Origin of the sequence: Metabacillus sp. YM-086, assembly GCF_048059995.1 — a bacterium.
Taxonomy (GTDB): Bacteria; Bacillota; Bacilli; order Bacillales; family Bacillaceae; genus Metabacillus; species Metabacillus litoralis_B.
The window spans coordinates 27757-46946 of the sequence record NZ_JBLUOI010000012.1 but is presented as its reverse complement, the minus strand read 5'-3'; the positions used below and the strand labels follow the sequence as shown (position 1 = coordinate 46946).

20 protein-coding genes and 2 riboswitches are annotated in these 19190 nt (G+C 33.3%); of the genes, 10 read left to right on the top strand and 10 right to left on the bottom strand.

What is annotated here, in order from left to right; all coding sequences use genetic code 11:
- Positions 1-73: 73 nt before the first annotated feature.
- A riboswitch (glycine riboswitch) is annotated at positions 74-164 on the bottom strand.
- 319 nt (positions 165-483) lie between these two features.
- From ACEWK1_RS07660 to ACEWK1_RS07615, 10 genes are all read left to right on the top strand, one after another.
- The gene (locus ACEWK1_RS07660) at positions 484-2169 is read left to right on the top strand and encodes a DEAD/DEAH box helicase (protein ID WP_121662766.1); all 1686 of its coding nucleotides are present in this window, start codon (positions 484-486) and stop codon (positions 2167-2169) included.
- A 25-nt stretch (positions 2170-2194) separates the two neighbouring features.
- Positions 2195-2992 (top strand): YqhG family protein, encoded by a 798-nt coding sequence (locus ACEWK1_RS07655; protein ID WP_212138576.1) that lies wholly within the window; start codon positions 2195-2197, stop codon positions 2990-2992.
- A 331-nt stretch (positions 2993-3323) separates the two neighbouring features.
- Positions 3324-3408, top strand: a riboswitch (cyclic di-GMP riboswitch).
- A 31-nt stretch (positions 3409-3439) separates the two neighbouring features.
- A complete protein-coding gene (locus ACEWK1_RS07650) occupies positions 3440-3586 on the top strand; it encodes an anti-repressor SinI family protein (protein ID WP_232273288.1) in 147 nt (48 codons plus the stop codon).
- A gap of 100 nt (positions 3587-3686) precedes the next feature.
- Positions 3687-4022 (top strand): helix-turn-helix domain-containing protein, encoded by a 336-nt coding sequence (locus tag ACEWK1_RS07645; RefSeq protein WP_212138577.1) that lies wholly within the window; start codon positions 3687-3689, stop codon positions 4020-4022.
- A gap of 257 nt (positions 4023-4279) precedes the next feature.
- Positions 4280-4474: a hypothetical protein gene (locus tag ACEWK1_RS07640; RefSeq protein WP_212138578.1), complete on the top strand. Its 195-nt coding sequence runs from the start codon at positions 4280-4282 to the stop codon at positions 4472-4474.
- A 68-nt stretch (positions 4475-4542) separates the two neighbouring features.
- Positions 4543-5325, top strand: a complete 783-nt coding sequence (locus ACEWK1_RS07635) for a hypothetical protein (protein ID WP_212138579.1) — start codon at positions 4543-4545, stop codon at positions 5323-5325.
- Positions 5325-5591: a PqqD family protein gene (locus tag ACEWK1_RS07630; protein ID WP_212138580.1), complete on the top strand. Its 267-nt coding sequence runs from the start codon at positions 5325-5327 to the stop codon at positions 5589-5591. The genes ACEWK1_RS07635 and ACEWK1_RS07630 overlap by 1 nt, the downstream gene beginning before the upstream one ends.
- Positions 5581-6057, top strand: a complete 477-nt coding sequence (locus tag ACEWK1_RS07625) for a signal peptidase I (protein WP_416635895.1) — start codon at positions 5581-5583, stop codon at positions 6055-6057. The genes ACEWK1_RS07630 and ACEWK1_RS07625 overlap by 11 nt, the downstream gene beginning before the upstream one ends.
- A complete protein-coding gene (locus ACEWK1_RS07620; RefSeq protein ID WP_212138582.1) occupies positions 6054-7862 on the top strand; it encodes an ABC transporter ATP-binding protein in 1809 nt (602 codons plus the stop codon). The genes ACEWK1_RS07625 and ACEWK1_RS07620 overlap by 4 nt, the downstream gene beginning before the upstream one ends.
- A 19-nt stretch (positions 7863-7881) precedes the next feature.
- Entirely contained in the window at positions 7882-8985 is a 1104-nt protein-coding gene (locus tag ACEWK1_RS07615) for a nucleotidyltransferase family protein (RefSeq protein ID WP_212138583.1), read from the top strand.
- A gap of 430 nt (positions 8986-9415) precedes the next feature.
- Here the strand turns inward: ACEWK1_RS07615 and ACEWK1_RS07610 are convergent, their stop codons facing one another.
- From ACEWK1_RS07610 to ACEWK1_RS07565, 10 genes are all read right to left on the bottom strand, one after another.
- The gene (locus ACEWK1_RS07610) at positions 9416-9715 is read right to left on the bottom strand and encodes a DUF5658 family protein (protein ID WP_121662775.1); all 300 of its coding nucleotides are present in this window, start codon (positions 9713-9715) and stop codon (positions 9416-9418) included.
- Between the two features lie 115 nt (positions 9716-9830).
- Complete coding sequence (locus ACEWK1_RS07605) at positions 9831-10790, bottom strand: metallophosphoesterase (protein ID WP_121662776.1); 960 nt, start codon at positions 10788-10790, stop codon at positions 9831-9833.
- Positions 10791-10992: 202 nt separating this feature from the next.
- On the bottom strand, positions 10993-12162 hold the full coding sequence (locus ACEWK1_RS07600; protein WP_212138584.1) for a nucleotidyltransferase family protein: 1170 nt from the start codon (positions 12160-12162) through the stop codon (positions 10993-10995).
- A gap of 71 nt (positions 12163-12233) precedes the next feature.
- Positions 12234-12527: a lasso peptide biosynthesis PqqD family chaperone gene (locus ACEWK1_RS07595; RefSeq protein ID WP_121662778.1), complete on the bottom strand. Its 294-nt coding sequence runs from the start codon at positions 12525-12527 to the stop codon at positions 12234-12236.
- Positions 12528-12686: 159 nt separating this feature from the next.
- Positions 12687-14498, bottom strand: a complete 1812-nt coding sequence (locus ACEWK1_RS07590; protein WP_121662779.1) for an ABC transporter ATP-binding protein — start codon at positions 14496-14498, stop codon at positions 12687-12689.
- 1 nt (position 14499) lies between these two features.
- Positions 14500-14964 carry a lasso peptide biosynthesis B2 protein gene (locus ACEWK1_RS07585; protein WP_212138585.1) on the bottom strand — a complete coding sequence of 155 codons (465 nt, stop codon included), beginning with the start codon at positions 14962-14964 and terminating at the stop codon, positions 14500-14502.
- A 5-nt stretch (positions 14965-14969) separates the two neighbouring features.
- Entirely contained in the window at positions 14970-15932 is a 963-nt protein-coding gene (locus tag ACEWK1_RS07580) for an HPr kinase/phosphorylase (RefSeq protein ID WP_232273282.1), read from the bottom strand.
- Between the two features lie 78 nt (positions 15933-16010).
- Entirely contained in the window at positions 16011-16169 is a 159-nt protein-coding gene (locus tag ACEWK1_RS07575) for a hypothetical protein (protein WP_162987247.1), read from the bottom strand.
- Positions 16170-16174: 5 nt separating this feature from the next.
- Positions 16175-18115 carry an asparagine synthase-related protein gene (locus ACEWK1_RS07570; RefSeq protein WP_121662782.1) on the bottom strand — a complete coding sequence of 647 codons (1941 nt, stop codon included), beginning with the start codon at positions 18113-18115 and terminating at the stop codon, positions 16175-16177.
- Positions 18116-18302: 187 nt separating this feature from the next.
- The gene (locus ACEWK1_RS07565) at positions 18303-19190 is read right to left on the bottom strand and encodes a glycosyltransferase family 2 protein (protein WP_121662783.1); all 888 of its coding nucleotides are present in this window, start codon (positions 19188-19190) and stop codon (positions 18303-18305) included.

Genomic DNA, 19190 nt, shown 5'->3' with positions numbered 1-19190 from the left:
AGTACAAATTCGCACCTACATATGGCTTTCCCCTTTGGTAGTTTGTCTACATGACAAACACTCTCCAGAGTTGCGTCAAATAAGAGTTCTTTTGCCTGAGAGATTCACAGTTTGTTTGCTCCTTCGGCGCTATACTAAGTTATAGTCTCTCCCCTTATTCTCATCCGCTCATATTTTGTTGTAAAGTTGGTTATACTACTAAAACCTGTATTCATGACATTTAACATTTAACATTTAACATTTCAATAAAGAATGAAAGCGTTAAGCTAACTGAAAGATATGAAAATGATGAACTTTCTTACTAACATCCTACCATGAGGGAAGAGTTTCGACAATCACTTTTTAGCTTAACATTAAAATTATTTTCCAACACAATGTTCGTGTTTTCATTATATCAAAGTCATAATCTTGCATATATCCCTTTATGTTAATGAAATAGTGAACATTACAATAAGCACACAACACGAAAGGACTGTCTTTACGATGAATATAAAGACGAACTTCGATACAACCTGGCAGAAAGGCTTTTTTGAAAAACTAGATAGCGACGGACCTTGGTCGAACTGGGAGCTGTATAAGCTTGCTTATGAGGTTCAAAAAAATACAGCTGTACCAACCTTTGAAGGGCTGCAAGCACCTAATCACCTACCACACTTCACTCCTCTTCCCCACCAACTAGAGGTGGCTCAAAGAGTCGTTGAAAAAATGAACGGAAAAGCTATTCTAGCTGATGAAGTTGGTTTAGGAAAAACAATTGAAGCAGGATTAATTTTAAAAGAATATATGATTCGTGGACTAGTTAAAAAAGTGCTAATTTTAGTCCCTGCCTCCCTTGTTTCACAATGGGCCCGGGAATTAAATGAAAAGTTTTTTATTCCGGCAGTCGAGCAAAAGAAAAGCTATGTTTGGGAAGCATGTGATGTTGTTGTTTCATCAATTGACACAGCAAAACGTAGTCCACATCGAGACATTGTTTATGAACAAAACTACGACTTAGTCATTATTGATGAAGCTCATAAGCTAAAAAATAATAAAACGAAAAACTATGAATTTGTTCAGAATCTAAAGAAAAAGTATTGCTTACTTTTAACCGCTACTCCCGTTCAAAACAGAGTTGAAGAGATTTTCAATCTTGTTTCACTGTTAAAACCAGGTCACCTTGGTAACGAAGCATACTTTACAGAGGTGTTCTCCGCTAAGGAGCGTTCTCTGGAGGATCATGAACATTTACGTGAATTAATTAACAAAGTAATGATTCGAAACCGTCGTGGAGACACCGGCATTGACTGGCCAAAACGGAATGTTGAAACAGTTCCGATTGAGTTTTCCGAAACCGAGCAAAACCTTTATGACACGATAACAGCTATAAAATCGTCTTCACAATATGCAGCAAATGCCTTTTCGATCATGACACTCCAACGTGAAGCGTGCAGCAGTCGTGAAGCCGTTTATATGACTTTGAAAAAAATGTTGGATTTGCCGGAAGAAGAGGAAGCTGCTCTACCAAATGAGGTTATTAAAGATATTATGATGGCGATAGACGGTGTAACACAAAACTCAAAAGCTCTGAAAGTTGTAGAGTTAATCAAAGAAATTGACGATAAAGTTATTATCTTTACTGAATACCGTGCTACTCAGTTTTATTTACAATGGTTTCTACAACAAAACGGTATCAGCTCTGTTCCCTTCCGCGGAGGTTTTAAGCGAGGCAAAAAAGACTGGATGAAAGAACTATTCAAAAACCGTGTTCAAGTACTAATCGCAACCGAAGCCGGTGGTGAAGGGATTAACCTACAATTCTGTCATAATATTATTAACTATGATTTACCATGGAATCCAATGAGGCTGGAACAACGGATTGGACGTATCCACCGCTTAGGACAAGAACATGACGTAAACATCTACAATATGGCAACAAGAAACACTGTTGAAGAACATATTCTCACTCTTTTATATGACAAAATTAACTTATTTGAAAAAGTCATCGGAGATCTTGATGAAATTTTAACTCGACTAGAAATCAAAAACTTTGACGAGCATATTCAAGACATTATGATCAATTCAAAAAGTGATCGTGAAATGAAAATTAAAATGGAAAATTTAACATCTATTCTTGATTATGCCCAACACTCACAAGAACAACGAAAAGCGGCTAGTGGTGACAAATAAATTTTTCTGAAAGGTGGCGAAAAGCATGCAACAAGAACAAATTCACAGCTATTTAGAAAGCTTCTTCACAGCCAATTCCTGTGACATCATTGAAAAAGGTCAAGGCTACATGACTGTTCAGCTAACCATTGAAATGGACAAGGAATTAATGAACCGCCCCTTCTACTGGCATTACCTAGAAAAAACAAACGGTGTTCCGAACCCGATGAAGCTCACACTGATCACAGACCAAAATCGTGCTCCAAGTGATCTTAAAGGCGAGGTCATGCACTTCGGTGCCCCCCGCCTTCACCAAATTTTTCGTTCGACAACAAATTTAGGTAGCTATATCCGACTTTTTGAGCAGGTCAAAGAACCAGGTGGAAACATCCCACTACACCCTTGGATTGGTGTTAACATTATAGTTTCCTATCAGTGTGACATGAAAAAAGATCAGCTCTATTCGATTGGATTACATTTGGTAAGTGGGACCTTAGTAGAAAACTTTCAAGAAAAACTTGAGAAATTGGAGCTAACACCGAAGATCCCAGACCTTTGTTTTACCATGACACCGTTAATCAAACCCCAAAGTGGACTTAAACGGATTGAGCAGTTTATTATGCAATCTATTCATGAACAAGATCATTCCTGGGCGGATAAAGCGCGCGAAAGATGGAATGAGGATTTGAAGCTTTTGGATCATTTTTATGAAGATATGGATGAGAAGCCCGATTGTTATGAGGTGGAAAAGGAAGCGTTGAGGGAGCTTTATGAACCGCAGATCAATATTTCGGTTCAGAATGGTGGGATTTTTTATTTGACTCCGCAGGGGATATTTAAATAGTATTACGAAATGACAATCGGTACCGATTGTCATTTTTTTGTAAAATGTTCGACAAAAATTCAATTTTAGACACGACTTCTTATATTAATAATTTGTTAACAAAAACCCCTTAACATACTAAAAACCCCCCTAAACAGACAACAAATCAGGACTAATTACCCGTTTAATATTACAGTAAAATTAAAAAAACCATCAATTAAAGAAATTTTTCCTTATCGACACCATTCTGCACACTTTCTAAAAATTCCCTTTTATAATAAGAATAGTTAATAAGACAGACATTTTTCAAGGACTTTTGCAACGTTAGGTCAGTCATTCAGTGACAATATAATCAGTTCAAAGGCAAACCTATTGAAAAATAGGGACGCAAAGTCACAGATCTTCAGAATTAAAACTAAGATGGCTGGGCTGCCTGGAATACAGGAGTATTTTAGGAGGATGAGATAGTTGAATAATGAAACGATACACAATCTTATTAAAGACAGACAGCTTGACCACGAATGGGTTGAATTAATTTTAGAAGCATTGGAAATTGGTATTAGTGTAGAAGAAATTAAAGAATTCTTTATTAAGATGGGAAGTCCTGCTGTTTAACTCATTCTTACATAAAATTTTTTTGGAAAACCGTTCTCCATATCAAACAAATCCCTTCTTTATATGTTATAATAGCATTATTAAAGGAAGGTGACTTGACGTGATTGGCCCACGAATTAAAAAATATAGAACCCAAAAAAACCTATCATTATCCGAACTAGCAGAACGAGCAGGAGTTGCAAAATCATATTTAAGTTCGATTGAGCGCAATCTCCAGTCAAATCCTTCTGTTCAGTTTCTGGAAAAGGTGTCATCTGTACTCGGTGTATCGGTAAATACCCTCCTAAATGAACAAAATGAAACGGATCCCGAAGAACTTGACTTAGAATGGACAAAACTTGTTCAAGATGCGATGAAATCCGGTGTGTCTAAAGAACAGTTTAGAGAGTTTTTGGAATTTAATAAGTGGAGACTACAGAACGATAATGATAAATGAGAGCATGGTTGGTGGCTTAGGCTGCTTATTGTGCTTTTTTGTTTTTATGTTGTTATTTATAATGAACATGAATATGCAGATATTTTATAATTTCGTTCATTTTAAAGAAAGTACTTGTCGAAAATTAGGACTTTCCTTTTAGGAATTAGGTATATATAATGTTATTGAGAACAACAAAGTGTATAACGAACTATAACAGACAGACTTCCTCACTCTGTTTGTTCTTTATAAAGAATTAAAATAGGAGGTGAGAAAAAATGACACAAAAAATTACTAGTGATCGTCCAATTGTTTTGGAACATCAAGCAATTCGGTTTGAGACTGCTCAGAGTTGGAATCCAGGTAAAGGAAATAGAGATCATAAAGGAACAGGAAATGATGGAATAAACTTTCCACCTTCTAATCCAAATACTATTCCAGGAGGAGCTGGAACGCCCGGTAAAGGAAAATAAATAAATAAATAAAACTGAAAATGGGGGTCAGCTTTGACCTCCTTCATAGAAAAGAGGTAAAACCTAAAATGTATTCTGTCAAATTTAAAATAGCAGAACACCATTTTTTAGCCCATAGTTATTCTAATAAGATACCAGATATAATAAAGAAAATTATTCTTCAGTTCAATTCTGAAGTTAATACACCTGACCTCACCTTACAAATTGAAAATGGGTATGGTATTCCATTTGAAAATTGTATAGTAACCATTACTAAAACTGAAGAGTATATTTCTTATAAACGCGCTGATTATCTAATTCGTGTAGATCATTTATACAGAAACGCAATGATTTGGGTACATGATGAACTTGCTTTAAAACATGCTTTAATGAATTTGTATAGCTCTTTTATCGTCTATCATAATTGGGGAATCCTACTTCATTCTTCTTGTGTTATTGATAACGACAATGCACATATTTTTTCCGGACATTCTGGTGCGGGGAAATCTACAGCTGCAAGACTTTCTTCACCAAGGGAATTATTATCTGATGAGGCATCTATTATTAAAATTTCCCCTGACAGTGTAACTGTCTTCGATTCCCCTTTTAGAAGTGAATTAAATAGTAAATGCATAAATACATCATTTGAGTTAGGGAGTATTCAACTACTACATCAATCTCTAAAGAATAAAAGAGAACAAATACAAAAATCAAACAGCATGCTACATTTAATGGACAAAGTCTTTTATTGGGATGATTCTCCCAAGGAGACTACTAAAATCTTTCATTTGCTCCATTACCTAGTACACCAAGTACCAATCTATGACCTCCATTTTCAAAAAAACAATACCTTTTGGGAGATGATCTCATAATGACACAGTATATCAAAAAAAGTGATTATGAAGCTGTTCAGCTTGATGATCAGTGGATTATATTAAATACAGACCAATTTACAGTAACAAAATTAAATGATTTGGGTGGATATTGCTGGTCTTTACTTGACTCACCTCAAACTGTTGAAAGGATGACGCAATTGATTGAGGAAAAATATCTTTTAGATAATAACTCCCTTTCTTCTAGTATACAAGAATTTCTACAAGAGTTAATAGAATATGGATTGGTCCAACATGCAGTTTAATCAAGATACTGTCGAGTTATTACTAATAACTATAAAAAAATACGGTTGGATAGATCTACCCTCGTATGGTACTAGCATGTACCCTTACATAAAAAAAGGAAACATATGCCGTTTTGTTGCATTTGATGAAATGAACGTTAAAAAAGGAGACATTTTACTTTATCATACAAACTCTGGTCAATTAATAGCCCATCGATTACTTTCTGTTCTAAAACAAGATAATAATCAGAAACAATTTGTTTTAAAAGGTGATACAAATCTATGTACAGATGAGCCTATTAATCAAAATCAAATAATAGGTAAGCTTATCACAATCCAAACTACAAAAAGTAAGAAATACACAAATAAGTTCCCCTCCATTGCCTGGAGCAAGTTCATATTATCTTTTCCAATTGTTTCAAGGCTACTAAGATACTATCTGTCATTAGAATATCAATACAAAAATCGTTCGGGAGTCTCTACATGATAACTGATAAACTATCATCTATCTTAAAGGAAATAAATTTAAAAGGAATCAAGAGAACCTTTCAGTTATTAGGTCCATATATCCTTTCTAGCTGGAAATCGTATACTGGAATTATCGTTATTTTATTCGCAGATATTTTTTTAACTATCGGTTTTGCTTGGTTCTTTGGAACAATTACAGATGCAGCAGTATCTGGGGAATTCGATAAAATTAAATCCTTACTGCTTGTTGTATCAATCCTAATTGTTATCAGCCAAATAGTTACCTTTTTTAATACCTATTTAGAATCCTATGTAACAAGTAAAATAAAAAGAGATCTAAAGGAATATGTCCTAAAACAAATTATGTTGTTACCCACTAGTAAACTGTCAAAAATCCGTACTGGTGAACTAATGACTCATTTTACAAATGACATTAATTGTATTGATGGTGTAATTGGTAGTAACCTTATATACCTTATTCAACTTCCACTAATATCAATAGCTGTGTTTATTTACATGCTCCAAATTAATTGGCAATTATCAGTGCTTAGCCTCTTTATCATCCCCATCGCAATAGTCGCTGGTGGGATTTTTGGTATTCTTATTAGAAATAATAGTCGAACAATTTACAATAAAATAGGTGATATAAATAGTCAGCTCAATGAAACATTTCAAGGAATACCAATTATCCGCTCATTTCTTATTGAACGATTGTTTTTAAGGAAATTTTATGATCAAAACCACTCTTTGTTTGACTTGGAGATGAAAAATGCTAAACTACGTGGGACCTTTTATGTTGTTGGTGGTCTGATTTCGTCTATTACCTACATTATAAGCCTTTGTTTAGGAGCTTTTTTTGTATCTAATGGACAAATCACAGTTGGTTCTCTTCTAACTTTCGTAACCCTAATGCAACATCTAATTAGTCCTCTTACAGGGCTTGCAGGCTTATGGGGAAGCTTTCAAAGCTCAGCATCTGCTGTTGAACGGATCTCAAATGTACTCGATATTCAACCAATAAATAAAGAGCTCCCTACCTATGTTGATTCAGTTAAAATACCTAAAACTATACAGTTTAGTCATATTTCTTTCTCCTATGATCAAGAAACACAGATTTTTAATTCACTAAACTTAACGATCCAAACTGGAAAGGTTATTGCATTTGTAGGTCCTAGTGGTGCAGGAAAAACAACATTATTTCACTTACTTCAAGGATTTTATCAGCCACAATCCGGGCAAATTTTAATGGATAACACTCCCATAGATCAACTATCTTCCTCTCACCTCAGAAGTACTTTTGCTCATGTCGCACAAGATACTTTTTTATTTAGCGGCACTATTAAAGATAACCTATTACTCGCTCGACCAAACATTAGCGAATTAGAAATGATCAATGCTGCGATAGCTGCTAATATCCATGACTTCATTATGTCACTACCCGAACAATACAACACTGAAATTGGTGAACGTGGAGTAAGACTTTCCGGAGGACAAAAACAAAGAATTTCTATTGCCAGGGCAATATTAAAGAATGCTCCAATTCTATTACTTGATGAAGCTACATCTGCTTTGGATAGCGAGTCAGAGTTTAAGGTGAAAGAAGCATTGGAAAGATTGATGAAGAAAAAAACGACTTTAGTCATTACCCATCGTTTATCAACAATACAACACGCTGATGTAATTGTTGTTCTTGATAACGGTGAAATCGTTCAACTTGGTACACATGAAGAGTTAATGCTGCAACCTGGCTTATACAGAAGACTAACAGAGACTCAATCTTTAGCACAGGAAATATTTAAAGAGAACAGCGCTATATCTATATGACAGAAGGAGGTGCATAAATGTGATTAAAAAATTTATTGAAGATCTTTATTATGAATCTTCTCTCCCACTCAATTATAGTAATAAGGAATATAAAGAACTAAAAGCAGATATAATCCATTTCAATCTAGAACCCACATTTCTATCAATGTTAAAACATAATAATATAATAGATACGATACCAATAAATCTCAAAGACATGCTGCTTAAAAAGTACAATCAACAGTTCATCCAAAATTTACTCATTAAGAACCAAACCCAAATGATACTGTCCGCATTTGAAGAAAACAATATTTTTGTGATCCCACTTAAAGGTCCATTCTTCTCTGAAAAATACTTTAATGACTTTGCTGCGAGATCATCATCAGATATTGATATCCTTATTAAGGAAGAACAAATTGATGAAACGATAGCGTGTATAAAAAAACTGGGATTCATTGTTGAGGAAAATAATGATGAAGAGCATTTCCATCGTACATTCAGTAAAACACTTCCAGGATCAACTATTCCACTGCTAATAGAAATTCATTGGAATATAGTAAGAGAAAACACCTCGACCCTATCTATTGATGAGTTATGGAACCAGTCTATACCAATAGAAAATTATCAATTTGTATTAGAACTATCTACAATTCATGCATTTTACTTCATCATTTTACATTCTTGGCGTCATAACTTAGACTCACTAAAGCATTTTCTAGACATCATTCAAATGATTAAAATTCATGGTAATGATTTAAATTACGAATCACTTTTTAAAATAGCCAAAAAACATAAAACACTCAAACGAGTTATACGAACACTATCAATCGTATATCAGCAGTTCCCCTTTCTAAATAATATATTGAAGCTGCCAATTACAAAACAATATGGATCATTATGGCAATACGAATGGATTCGGGAAGGGAAAATAGATAAAAAGAAGATATATTTAGATTTTATAGACTATCAGTTTAGAAGTTATGATACCTTTTCACATCGACTCATTGCGTTGTTTGAGTGGCTTTTCCCTTCTAAATTTGGATTGTCAGGAGAGCTGAAGGGTAATAAAATGAGTTATTTGAGATTATTTAAACAAAGAGGGAAAGGAATACTTTCGTCTATATCAATAAAAAGTAAAATTTAAAGGAAAGGATTAAACATGATAGTCATGTTGACCTTTCCTTTTTATGTAATTTTATCTGACCTACATATAATATCCTAAAATAATTCGATTTTCTAAATTTTATAAGAAACCTTGGACCTTGACATTTCTTTAAAATCATAGTGCATTTGATTGTTATTAAAAAAGGATAATTCTGGTTTATTACTTGCAATAATTGCTTTCATTTTGGTTAAGTCAGAATTACAAGTTGGACACAACCATTCCCCTATTTTACAGCTTTTACAGCTGCTGTAAGACGAGCGATAACATCGATTACAATGCTTTTTATACATATCGAGGTCTCCTATTTAAATTAATTTTAGTTCTCAATAAAGAACAACTCAACAGAACAATAAATATAAATCCGCAATTCCAACTCATACAATTCTTATTAGAAAACACATATTTACACTTAATAAATGGAGTTAATTATCCAATAAACATGTATAAACATCACGAAGGTATATAGAGTAACTCCTACAATAGAGATTGACTTCATTACTTTATGGTTAGGTATTTTCTGATAATAGCAAAGTGTACACAACATTATTGATAAAAGCGACTTAACAATCAGAAAATAAATCGGTTCTGCTTCATAAAGTATTCTCATTAAAGCATTAGCCTCTTCAATAAGATTTAGTTTGAGTCCAATATACGTGAGTAATCCGTCTACTAAATTGAGCAATGCTAAAAAGTAGCAAATACGTTTCACAAACTTATCTCCTCTATTTTTTAAATGACTTCTATTTCGGACTACCGTAACACACAACTAAGAAATGTGCCCTTCTTTCATCCTTATTTTTTTTGGTAATCCTTGCCTTTTAGACTCATTCTCTTTTTAGTGTCAAAACATTTATTTCTGGTGTATTCAAAAATCGAAAGCTTAATAACGGAATCGTATTACTACTTCCTAACCCTGCACTTACATATTGTTTTGTATCTCTATATTCCCATAACCCCTTCACTCGGTTCTGTGGGGGAAATAAACCATTTCTTTCATACCATGCTTCCGGAACAAATAAGGCTCCTACAAACGGGAGTCGTATTTGACCTCCATGATAATGACCTGCCATGATAAGATCGTAATTTCTAAAAATTTGTGCTGGATTTTCCATTATTTGATCAATTCTAGCATCTACTACTGGATAGTGACTTAATGCAATTAGCACGTTTGAGTTATTTTCATTTTTTAGTGAATCCATTTCAGTTAATAAATGCTTAATATCTTTAACACTTGTTGTAGGCTCACCATAATTAGGAATTTCTGACTTAGAGGTTGGGGTTAAAATTGAAAACTCAAAGTTTACAAATTCAACAGAAGCTCCATCTTTATTAATCATGTAAATTGAATTTAATAGCTTTACTCCTCTTTGCTCAAGTCCTAATATAAAAGGATTTTTTGACATAGATCCATTTACATTGACATATGGGTCTGTGTTACCTGGAACAAATAAGACATGTTCTTTATTATAAATGCCATCTAAAATTTTATATGTAGCTGAGTAGTTGGTACTTTCCTGATCTTTAAGATAATCACCTGTTAATGCCAAAATATCGTAATTAATTGAGTTTATCTTTTTAATTAAGTTTTCTTGATTTTGACCAAATTCTTTTTCATGTAAATCTGAGATTTGTAAGATCTTGAAACCTTCAAGTTCATTTGGTAAGTCTTCAACTAGGATATCTTCTTCTAAAATAGCCACTCTATTGTTATCCCATATTGTATAGATGACCATGATGATTAGAAAAGTTAAAATAAGGATGAAGAGTTTTTTAAACTTAATCATTGCTACCTCTCCAATTTTTATATCGAGATAAAATATAGGTAAGCTATCATGGTTTGTGAGTGATTTTATACTGATATCACTTGATTTTTATGTAACCAAGTTTTCTTCCTATATACTTGTAGTTGCCTAAACTCCCAAGAAGAGTAGAACGAACAATGTCTCATTCAACATCGACTGTCAAATAAGTTCAGTTCCATACTTCCTAGGATATTACATGCTTTCTTTTTTTCCTCCAAAACACAATAAAAGGCCTTAGAGGAAAATATAAAAAGTGAAATAGTTTTGGTAAAGGAAATACTTCTGCATCTTCTGCAAAAGGATGAACAATACTTAAAATATACATGAGCTTTTGTCTTTTCGTCATGAGAGAAAATAAGTGATGAGAGTGATAGCTAAACACTTCTTTAGGAACTGGATCTGTATGAAGATTAACCATCCTCTCCAAGTAAAATATCGCATCTTGTGCAAGTGCTTTGGCACGTTTGTTTTTTATTAATGCTTTCATTGGTTCTTTGATTTTTGTATTGAAAAGCTTACTTGATAATATAAGAGCCTGTGCACCAGCATTATAAGATTGATATTTACGGAGTAACTTGTTCACCTCAATCCAATCAACCGATTGTTCCGCCAATCTATGAATGTCAAATAACCAACGAATTCGTGACCAGCCATGTCTTGCCCCATGTACAACTAGAAATACAAATAAGTCTTCTTTTCCCAGCATATAAACTGGATAGCTTGTTAACTTACTCTTTACTCTCCTACTCCACAATTCTTGAAACTTTGGTTCTACCCCAGGACCTGGATGTAACCTCCAATGAATTTCTATCTTTAACTTTTTCTGTGGATGAAAAAAAGTAACATGATGATGTCTCCATTTCCAGTCATTTAAAACTGACTTAAAGTAATCATCTTTTACATAGCCAATATTAACTAGGATTTCTTCTGCTCTAGTAAGATGCTCAATTGGTATTATTAAATCAAGGTCACTCGATGTTCTAAATGAAACATCACCATATAACTCATGAGCAATTATTGGACCTTTAAGGAAGATAAGTGGCATTTTAGCCTCGGTAAAAAAACGGCTTATGTTCTCCATTTCTGCTGTTAAAAACAGCATTTTAAATGTGTTTTGTTTGTATAGATATGATAGTTGCTCAATGATTTGTTTTGGAATTACTCCTCCATCGTATTTTTTAAAGAGTGGATATACTAGAGGAAATACTCTGTGGTGAATAACTTGTTGAATAAAAAGATCCCAATCTATATCAGAATACAGCTCATCATTAACATTACTTGTTCTCAGCAACTTAAGAATAACTTTTAATTCTTGTGGGACATTTGCTAAATCCAATTTTTGATTGTCATTCATATTATTTCCCCTCCTTCTTTTAGCAAATCCCCCTATTATTTCTCATTTCATAAGTGTTTTATATCCTAAAATTATGACTCTAATATTAACAAACCATCATCATTTAATAGATTGATAAATTCCATTACCTGCTCCTCACATTCTGACCGTTCAACATCATATTCTAGAAGTAATCTATCTATTATTTTTGAAATGGAAATTGGTTCTTTCATTAAATCCCATATAACTCCACCAGTCCCACCTAGATTATAATATTTACCATTTTCTAAATTTAACATTACCTTTTCTCCATCCATATCACTTTCAATATTTCCTTCTCTCTGTTGAGCAATATGACTTATTAAAATTTTCTGAGTTTTAATCATAAATAACTTCCTCCCTTTTAGATGTTGTAATTTTTGTTCTTTTTAAAATAATTTGACTATTTTGTCTATCTGTTCAACATGGCTCTCATTTTTTGTCGAAATTAAAAGTACATGAAATAGTTATAAAAGTAATACATTCAGTAGTTATAACATGTTAATTTAATTTGCAATTTTTAGTTGATTTCCTAATAACTCACTGAATAATCCCTTTTCATCATTAGCGAGATCATCATATCCCCCAGATTGAACAATCTTACCATTCTCTATTACAAGAATTTGGTCTGCATTTCTAATGGTTGATAGTCTATGGGCAATAACAATAACCGTCATACTACCTTTTAACTGTTCGATTGCATGTTTGATTTTCATTTCATTTACTGAATCTAAAGCACTTGTTGCTTCATCTAGTATTAATATAGAAGGTTTCTTTAAGATTGCACGTGCTAAAACAATTCGTTGTCTTTCTCCACCAGATAACTTAATTCCTCGGTCCCCAATTAATGTATCGAGTCCGTTAGGTAAGTTCCTCACAAATTCAGCAGCTGAAGAAAAATCCATTGCTTCCCATAATTCTTCTTCGCTAGAATCTGGTTTTATCATTAATAAATTATCACGTATAGTTCCATGGAATAGAAAAGGATCTTGAGGCACGTAACTTATCGAGTTTCTCAGTGATAACAAGTCACTATTTGAGAGTTTTTTATTATCAATTAATATGGTGCCAGATTCAGGTTTTAGAAAACCCATTAATATATCAATAAGTGTACTTTTCCCTGCACCTGATTTGCCAACAATAGCTGTCATTTGGTTTACTCTGATTTTCAAATTAATTTCCTCGAGTATATACTTAGTAGATTCATCGTTATAGCGAAAAAAAACGTTTGAACACTCCAATGAATCATTAATATTAATTTTATCAATTCTTTTCTCCTTGATGCTTACAAGACCACCTAAGTCCTGAGATTTATTGCTAGATTCTTGAAGCTCCATAATTTTCTCAACAGCAGGCATGGCAGATGATATGTTTTCTAAATTTGATTGTATACCTGTGAAACGAGGCCATAAACGAGTAAAAATCATAATAATCAATAACATTAATGCTCCATCACTCTGAAAAAAATTAAAAGATATATAAATAAATAAAGCAATCATCATAGTGGAAAATAGCTTATAAGTCAGTTTTGAATTACTGCGAACTTTTGCGCTTTCATATCTTTCATTTGCAACAAGATCAGACCAAGTGGATAACCATCTATATTGTGAAGCCTCTAATAAGTTACTTTTAATATCTTTAACACCATTAAAATGATCTGAAATTCCTGCTAAATATCTTTGAGATAATTCATTCATTACCTTCCCTAATTCCCTGGACCTTCTAAAAAAACTTTTAGATAAGAAGGTTATAATCAATCCACAACATAAAACAAAAAGTGTCATCTTAACAGAGACAAACAATGCAATTACAATTTGAATTACTGTGAAAACAAGGGAGGCTAAAAATTGTAATAATAAAAATGTGCTGTTCGTTACTCTTCCAAGTTCAGAAGTAAGAGAATTGACTAAATCTGACTTTCTTCTTTTGGTGAAAAATTCCCAATCCGCCTTCAACAAAGAGCAATAAAGATCTAATCGAATATGATTTATAAAACCAGTATGAATTCTTATTTCTCTTAATCCTATATTTCTAGAAAGGAGGGCCTGACTTGATACCAAGATTACATAGAAAAATAAAATGATAAGTAAGGCTTGTTCTGTCGGGATATTTTCTAGAAAATTAAATACTTGAATACCTGGTATATCATTTATACTTATCTCGACAATCCCAATTGCACTTAATAATGGTATAAGCAATAAGATTCCAGCACTTTCTAAAAGCCCCATTAACATACTTCCAAATAGATTGATATATAGTATTTTCCCTGAATAGTTATGAAGTTTTCTTAAGAAAACTAATAATGGTGATAGTTTCATCTTATTTTCCACCCACAAGATTTGTCATTTTCGCAAATTTACCAGTGACCGTGAATCTATACATCTCCTCATAACCGGTCACATACATTGAACCACTCCTTAACCAAGCATGAGCAATCATTTTACCATTCTCATCTTTACCTGTTCCTAAATAAAGGGTACTATCTATGTTACGTCTTTCTAGCATCTTTAGTGCTGCAATAGCCCTAACTAAGCATTTACTTTCCCAAAAGGTATACTTACTCATAACTTGAATTGAATGTCGAATATGTTTCAATTTACTATTATGACTTTCTGTATCCTCTACTTTTGTTTCCTTCATATATACACCGAGAGAGAGCGCTAATTTTGAAAATGGGAGATACATTAGTTGAAACCGAGCCCACCCTAGATAAAGGAAGGCTTCTATTAATAAACCTATTGTCGTTAAGTCCAAACTCATAAGAACCTTAAATTTTCCTATCATATATTTCACCTATTTACTATTATTTCATTTTGAGTATTAGTATTGTTTCCTGAACTATTAATTTCTGTTAGTATCTTCTCAACAATCTGGAAAGCAGAGAATCCTGTTTCTGGCCTTTTAATTTGATAAAAAGGAAGACGCTCTGCTAATAAAGTGGATTTAATAAAATGCCATTTAGTTAAATTTAGTTTAGGAATAAGAAATTGGCGATATGTATGTGTAAAGAGTTTCTGCAGTAAATCAAGTCCATGTATAGGATGGATAGAAATTGAATCACCATTCGTTTTAACTAGTTCAAAAATTCCACCTAGAGGAAGCTGTGTTGTATGGAAATTTTTTATTACCGGCTTACAAAATTTACTTTCCCTTCCATAAATCGGTCTCAGTTTTTCGTTACTAATACCAAAAGCGTCGAGGCTTTGCTGCCAAAGCTTTTGCTGTGGATAAGAAGGGATTACGATTGGAAGATTTTCCTTTGAAAACTTGACTGCTATAACATCATCACTTAACAATTGATATCCCCTTTCCATAAAAGCTGAAGCAAGTGTGGATTTTCCGGCTCCTGAGTCACCTATAATGGCAAAAGCTTTACCATCTATTGCAATAGCACTACCATGTAAAGGGTAAATACCTCTCTGAAGCAGCAAAGCCCCGAAGCTAGAGCCTAATAAATATAAACGAATAATATCCTGGTTAGCTCCTTCAAAAGGAGAAACTGTTATCTCCTTACCATCTTTAACTTGGAAAATCGCAATCTCAGGTACCATAAATGTAACAGTTTGATTTTCTACCAAAAACTCAAAAGGTCTACTTTTAAAACAATTTTTAAGGCTTGTGTTTATCTTAATTTCAATATCAGCAGCTTCAGAATATCTCCGTTGTATTAGCTCTTGCAAAATAATCTCACTTTTAATAGTTAGACCAAATGCTTTATACATGTTATATTTAGTAGTTTCCAAAATTCTCACTCCAAATAAAATTCAATTATATAAGGGAGAAGCCCTTACACAGGTGTATAAGAGCCTTTAACCATGTTAATTTCAACCTTAGCTTTCATGATGTGGTACTAATTTGCCATCAGGCTTTCTTCTTGTTTGGTCACCATTATAAGCTTCATCGTGTTCTGGCTCATCGTAAGTAGCAGCTTCAGTCATATTTATGTTAAGAAACTCGAACTTAGGCTGTGCCCATGCTTTTTTCGTCAAATTATTCACCTCCCTTCATTATTAATGAAACGGTAAAGGACAAGGCTATCCATTAATATCTTTAGATGCCTTGAATACGCATGTTGAGGTTTGACAGGCTCATGTAAGCATTCTTGAGCATCTAGTAATTTCTCTTCATTAACAATCTCCATAAATGCCTTATCGTTACACATGGTTGAAACCTCATATGTAAAATCATTCCATCTCGGGATAATACGGTGCACCCAATCCACACCTTGAACCCCTCTAACTCTCATATTTAGACGAACATTATCAGGTAAATAGTTTTCAGTTGCTCTTCTAATCAAGGCACGATTCAGCCCATTTTGAACATATTGCTCGTGTGGTATTGACATACAAAACCTTATTACTCTTAAATCATTGGTCGGATCTCGTTTCCAAACTGAGTAATGTAAAGACAATTTTGCTGCAAGTGAATTACTAGCATTCCACTGGAATAACTGTTCAAAATGTTGTTTACGAAGAGCAACTGAGTCTTTTATTAAAGATTGCCCTGTTTTGTCAATTTCATATAGGTTCCTCAGCTTATCATATACACGAGTCCGATTTGCAAATTCCTGATTAATAAGTGGCGTATGAGTAGTTGATAAATTAGAATTTCTTTGTAATATTGGAAAAGCTTGATTTAGAACTGACGATAATATGGTTTTCCGTCCAGAGCCAACATTATTACTAAATGACTTTACCTCCGATAAAAGTCGAACCCACTTAAATCGTTTTAGTAGCTGAGCATAGAATGGAAAGGCATCTCCCCAAGAGATTGAAAGATTGCCTCGACCACCATTAAGTAGTATTCCAATATCCATTTTGTTAGCTTGTTCAAACATTCCTTTTAACCAAAAAGAATTAACATAAAACTTATAGGGTGTTTCCATATGACTCATCACACTATCAATTTCTGAATATGAATCCCTTCCCTCAAAGTCAAAATAGTGATCTTTTAATCCCCCTATATAATTTACAGTCGATTTAATATATGGTTTTTCATTTGCTACTAAGTGTTTAGGAGTATAATCAGTAAAATCACTAGGCGGTATGTAACTAAAAGTATGTAATTGTTTATTTTGTTTTTTTAATTCTCTTGCAGCGAAGCTAACGATAGAACCTGAATCAAGCCCACCACTTAACTGTGCTCCAACTGTCTTATAAGTTCTTATTCGAGAAGAAACAGCCTGTTGGAACACTTCTTGAAAAGCTTCGATATATTCATTATTAGAAAGGTTCTGAAGAGAACTTTCCCATTTTAAATACTTATATTGCTTTAATGAAACTTTCCCATTTTGTACTGTTATACTATGCGCAGGAGGTAATTGTTTGATTTCCTTATAGGGAGTAATGGATGTATCAGCCACATCTACCATTCCAGCAATGACTAGGAATTCAGCTATCCATTCTTGGTTCAATACACTACTAATATATGGAAGACTTAATAAAGGTTTAATAGTTGTGCAAAAGGTAAACTGTGTGAGGTCGCTATTGTAGTAGAGTGTCCTGCCTCCAGAGAAGTCTCTAGCACCGAATAACTTTTGCCTTTTTTCATCCCAAATCACAAAAGCAAAGTCACCAACTAAATATTCAGGACAATCGTCTCCCCATTTTTTATATGCTTGGAGAATTAAATAACTATCTGGGATCGTTTTTCTTTTATTTTCACTTATTTGAAGTTTCTCAAAAAGTTCTACCCTATTATCGATAATCGCATCTGAGGTTATGACCATTCCCTGTTCTACATCATAAAATGGTAGCATTTCATCTACTGATTCTGGAGTAATCCACTGTGCATGGCAACCAAGAAATACTTCATCTTTTATCCACACCTGAGTGTCATCAGCTGGAAAATGTAATAACGAATCCATTATCCTTTTGTAGTGATCTGTGTTTATTGGTTCTTTATTCATTTGATAAATACCAGCTATTGCACTCATAAAGCCCTCCAGCTTATTCTTATTTAAGAACTACTAATGACAAAAAAGGTGTTTACTATAGAAAAATCAACTAATAACCTCGTAAATCAAAACATATTCGTTCTTTAAAAAGAACGTCATAACACAAAAGTAACACTGCTTAAATTAAGTGTCAATACCTATTCGTTTCATATTTATTTAATAAACCTTAATCACTTCTTTGTATTTTAAAATTAATATATTTATTTAATATTACCCCTAATGGCAGTGCAAAAATAGTTAACAATTTTTGAGGAGATTGCATTGTTAGACTCCTACTCTCTGTAAATAAACTACAAGACACATAATGCACTGCCTGCTTAAACTTAAAAGTTAAAGAAGTATTAGGCAACTTCATCATTTCCATACGATAAAATCTAAAACCGTTTGCACTATTTCTATATTGTCGGAAGATATTCATAGATGATCCATCAGGTAGATACTCAACTACACATAGTGGTTCATTTAGCAGTAGCAATTCACATTCAAGATCTAGCATAAAATATTTATATGACAAGGGGACTAATTTTTCATTAGGAAACACTGGATAAGGAAACTTCTTTGATAGCTCTGTTCGATATACAATCTTTTTATCACCTTTAACCCCTTTTTTTTGATATAGGTTAAATAAGGTTGATTTCTTCAGCTCTGCTGGTAATTTTGTCCCGATAATGTCACCATTACTTTTGCAATCGAGCCCTATCATACCTCCTACTTCATTACTACCATGTTTTCTCCAAAATGAGATAATCTTTTCAATAGCATCATCTGGCATATAATCATCGCTATCAATACAAACATTTAATTCTGTATCTATTAAGCTATACGCAGTATTATGAGCACCATGCATCCCTTGGTTTTCCTGCTTAAAATAACTGATTGAAATATCATTATCCTTGATCCAACTGTTAACTAGTTCTTCAGTGTTATCAGACGATCCATCATCAATAATTAACCATATAAACTCCTTATTTGTTTGCCTTTTAAGGCTTTCATAACACTGATGAAGAATATATCCACGATTAAATGTAGGTGTAAAAACTGTTAAAATTGGCAA

Excerpts from the sequence above, each read along its gene's own strand:
- ACEWK1_RS07660 (WP_121662766.1), top strand. The coding sequence starts at position 484 with ATGAATATAAAGACGAACTTCGATACAACCTGGCAGAAAGGCTTTTTT.
- ACEWK1_RS07655 (WP_212138576.1), top strand. The coding sequence starts at position 2,195 with ATGCAACAAGAACAAATTCACAGCTATTTAGAAAGCTTCTTCACAGCC.
- ACEWK1_RS07640 (WP_212138578.1), top strand. The coding sequence starts at position 4,280 with ATGACACAAAAAATTACTAGTGATCGTCCAATTGTTTTGGAACATCAA.
- ACEWK1_RS07635 (WP_212138579.1), top strand. The coding sequence starts at position 4,543 with ATGTATTCTGTCAAATTTAAAATAGCAGAACACCATTTTTTAGCCCAT.
- ACEWK1_RS07630 (WP_212138580.1), top strand. The coding sequence starts at position 5,325 with ATGACACAGTATATCAAAAAAAGTGATTATGAAGCTGTTCAGCTTGAT.
- ACEWK1_RS07625 (WP_416635895.1), top strand. The coding sequence starts at position 5,581 with ATGCAGTTTAATCAAGATACTGTCGAGTTATTACTAATAACTATAAAA.
- ACEWK1_RS07620 (WP_212138582.1), top strand. The coding sequence starts at position 6,054 with ATGATAACTGATAAACTATCATCTATCTTAAAGGAAATAAATTTAAAA.
- ACEWK1_RS07605 (WP_121662776.1), bottom strand. The coding sequence starts at position 10,790 with ATGATTAAGTTTAAAAAACTCTTCATCCTTATTTTAACTTTTCTAATC.
- ACEWK1_RS07600 (WP_212138584.1), bottom strand. The coding sequence starts at position 12,162 with ATGAATGACAATCAAAAATTGGATTTAGCAAATGTCCCACAAGAATTA.
- ACEWK1_RS07595 (WP_121662778.1), bottom strand. The coding sequence starts at position 12,527 with ATGATTAAAACTCAGAAAATTTTAATAAGTCATATTGCTCAACAGAGA.
- ACEWK1_RS07590 (WP_121662779.1), bottom strand. The coding sequence starts at position 14,498 with ATGAAACTATCACCATTATTAGTTTTCTTAAGAAAACTTCATAACTAT.
- ACEWK1_RS07585 (WP_212138585.1), bottom strand. The coding sequence starts at position 14,964 with ATGATAGGAAAATTTAAGGTTCTTATGAGTTTGGACTTAACGACAATA.
- ACEWK1_RS07570 (WP_121662782.1), bottom strand. The coding sequence starts at position 18,115 with ATGAGTGCAATAGCTGGTATTTATCAAATGAATAAAGAACCAATAAAC.